We start from the raw sequence: 2,706 nt of genomic DNA, 5'->3' as shown, positions 1-2,706 counted from the left end.
CACCGTGGGCGAAATCGCCGAACGCCTGCAGGCTTCGTCGCACGGAACCGTGGCGCTGGTCACCCGCTGTGAGGCAGCCGGGCTTGTCTCCCGCGTACAGAGCCCATACGACCGCCGTCAGTCACAGGTGCACCTGACGCCCAAGGGGGAGCAATGCCTCATGAAGGTGGCCGCATTTCACAAGCAGGAGGTTCAGTCCTTTGGCTGGGCATTCAGGGACTAAGGGCAATAGCACGAAGCTACAACAGCCCGTAGTCTCCGGCCAGCGTGTCAAAGAGGAGAATGCTACACACGGCACAAGCACAACGCAGACGCGTCAGGGGTGACTAAAAGCAAGGAGTTCAGCATGAGCACACCCTCAAGCCTGACCCTCGAAGGCAAGCTCCGGCGTGATGCCGGAATCGTAGGGCTTTCGTGGCTCGGCGGCATCGGCGGCGGACGCGGGGTGATCGGCTTTGGCTGGGATATCCTGGTCGTCACGATCTGGAGCATCGTGGTGCTCCTGCTTGCGCTTCGCAGCTCGCTTGACGGCAGCGAAACCGCTTACATGGTGGCGCGCATGAACAGCACCAGCTAACCAACACAGTCAGGCGAGTGCCGCAAAGCAACCGATGGCAGCCGGGAGCACGGGACCATGAGCGAGGGGATAAGGCAACAGGATACCGGGAAGGCCGCTCGTCAGGCCGTCCCGGTCGCGGCGGGGCGCGCCGTACCGGCCGCCCTGCCCGATGACGAAGCGCAGCCGATAGGCATCTATCTTCTGTGCTTCTATGCCTTCCTCGTGGGCATCGTCACCGGCCTCGGGGCCGTCGTGTTTCGCGGCCTGATTGGCGCCGTGCACAATGCGTTCTTTCTCGGCCATCTGTCGTTTTCCTATGACGCGAGCCGGTTCACACCTGCGGCGCCATGGGGCGCCTGGGTGATCCTCGTCCCCGTTGCAGGCGCGCTCGTCGTCACCTGGCTCGTCAGCACCTTCGCGCCCGAGGCGAAGGGGCACGGCGTGCCGGAAGTCATGGACGCGATCTATTTCAAACGCGGCGTGATCCGGCCGGTCGTCGCCGTCGTCAAGTCGCTTGCGTCGGCGTTTGCGATCGGCACCGGAGCGGCGGTGGGCCGGGAAGGCCCCATCATCCAGATTGGTTCGGCGCTCGGCTCGACACTCGGCCAGGCGATGCCGATGGCTGCGGGCCAGCGCATCACGCTGGTCGCGGCCGGTGCGGGCGCGGGGATCGCCGCCACCTTCAACACGCCCATCGGCGGCGTACTTTTCGCGACCGAACTGATGATGCCGGAAATCAGCGTCAACACGTTTCTGCCCGTTGCCCTCGCGACCGGGACAGCGACGTTCGTCGGGCGGCTCTTTTTCGGAGGCGAACCAGCATTTCTGGTTCCCGCGCAGCTGGGCGCGTTGCCCAATCAGCCGGGCAGCGCCCTCACGATGATGCTGTACGCGGTGCTCGGAGTGGTCACCGGCGCTGCCGCTGCCGTGCTGATACGCGCGCTGCACTGGGCGGAGGACGGTTTCGACCGCATCCATAATCGCTACTGGCGCCACGCGCTCGGCATGCTGCTTGTCGGTGCGTTGATGTACGCGCTGATGCGTTACGCCGGACACTACTACGTCGAAGGCGTGGGTTACGCGTCGATCCAGGCGACGCTCTACGGCCAACTGCAGGGCGGCTTGTTTTTGCTTCTGCTTGCTGTCGCGAAAACGTTCGCGACTTCAGTGAGTCTCGGCTCCGGATCGTCGGGTGGGGTCTTCTCTCCGTCACTGTTCGTCGGCGCGACGCTGGGCGCCGCGCTGGCATCGGCGTTCCAGTTCATGCTGCCGTGGGTGCCGGTCAGCGCTCCTGCGTTCGCCATGGTGGGCATGGGCGCCATGGTCGGCTCGGGCACCGGCGCCGCCATGACCGCCGTGGCGATGATCTTCGAGATGACGCGCGACTACGACATCGTGCTGCCGATGATCATTGCCGTCGCGTTCAGCCTGGGCACCCGCCGCCTGCTTTCGCACGAGAGCATCTATACGCTGAAGCTCGCGCGCCGGGGGCACGTCATTCCCAATGCCTTGCATGCCAACATGTTTCTGGTGCAAAGCGCTGCACAGGTCATGGAAACCGATGTCCTCGTGCTCGACGAGGCCGTGCCGTTCCGGAATCTGCTTCGCTCGCCAGGCGACCCGGCCTTTCGTCATGTGGTTGTCACACGCGATGGCAAGATAAACGGCGTGCTTCGCATCAATACCGGCCTGCGGCGCGCCGTGAGTCGCGACGACCTGACGGTGACGCTGGGCCGGCTCGCACAACACAACTACATCGTCGTCGACGAGTCCGATGCCGCATTCGACGTCATCAGCCAGTTGCGGCAGCACAGGGCGACGATGGCGGTCGTCGTCGCTGGAGGTCTATCGGGGCCGTTGCGAGTCAGCGGCGTCATTGCAAAGGAGCACATTGCGGATGCCGTCGCCAGCAGCATCCGCATTTTCCCTGCTCGCGCAAACAACGATGCGCGCGGGCCGCACGGCGATGCGCGTGCGTTGCAGCGCGAAGTAGCGTCGCGCGGCGCAGACGAGGAGGACCGTCATGAAACTAAAGACTGACTGGCGCGCGGTCCGCAGCCGCATTGAAGCGGCACTGCATTACGCGAAGCTGCACAATGCCCCGGGATCCAGCCGGCCTGGCGAAGACAATCGCGCATGGGTGATCA

General features: G+C 64.6%; 3 protein-coding genes. All 3 read left to right on the top strand.

The genetic code is table 11. The features are described from left to right. On the top strand, nucleotides 1-223 hold a 223-nt coding region (locus PWP93_RS37275), incomplete at its 5' end, for a MarR family winged helix-turn-helix transcriptional regulator (RefSeq protein WP_421048406.1). 123 nt (nucleotides 224-346) lie between these two features. Beyond that, the gene (locus tag PWP93_RS37270) at nucleotides 347-577 is read left to right on the top strand and encodes a hypothetical protein (protein ID WP_421048405.1); all 231 of its coding nucleotides are present in this window, start codon (nucleotides 347-349) and stop codon (nucleotides 575-577) included. A 57-nt stretch (nucleotides 578-634) separates the two neighbouring features. Continuing rightward, entirely contained in the window at nucleotides 635-2,599 is a 1,965-nt protein-coding gene (locus PWP93_RS37265) for a chloride channel protein (RefSeq protein WP_421048404.1), read from the top strand. The last annotated feature ends 107 nt before the right edge of the window (nucleotides 2,600-2,706 follow it).

Source organism: Paraburkholderia sp. A1RI-2L (genome assembly GCF_048957375.1).
In the GTDB taxonomy this organism is placed as follows: domain Bacteria; phylum Pseudomonadota; class Gammaproteobacteria; order Burkholderiales; family Burkholderiaceae; genus Paraburkholderia.
This window is presented reverse-complemented; position numbering and strand designations above follow the sequence as displayed.

Coding starts and splice junctions, on each gene's coding strand:
- PWP93_RS37270 (WP_421048405.1), top strand. CDS start 347: ATGAGCACACCCTCAAGCCTGACCCTCGAAGGCAAGCTCCGGCGTGAT.
- PWP93_RS37265 (WP_421048404.1), top strand. CDS start 635: ATGAGCGAGGGGATAAGGCAACAGGATACCGGGAAGGCCGCTCGTCAG.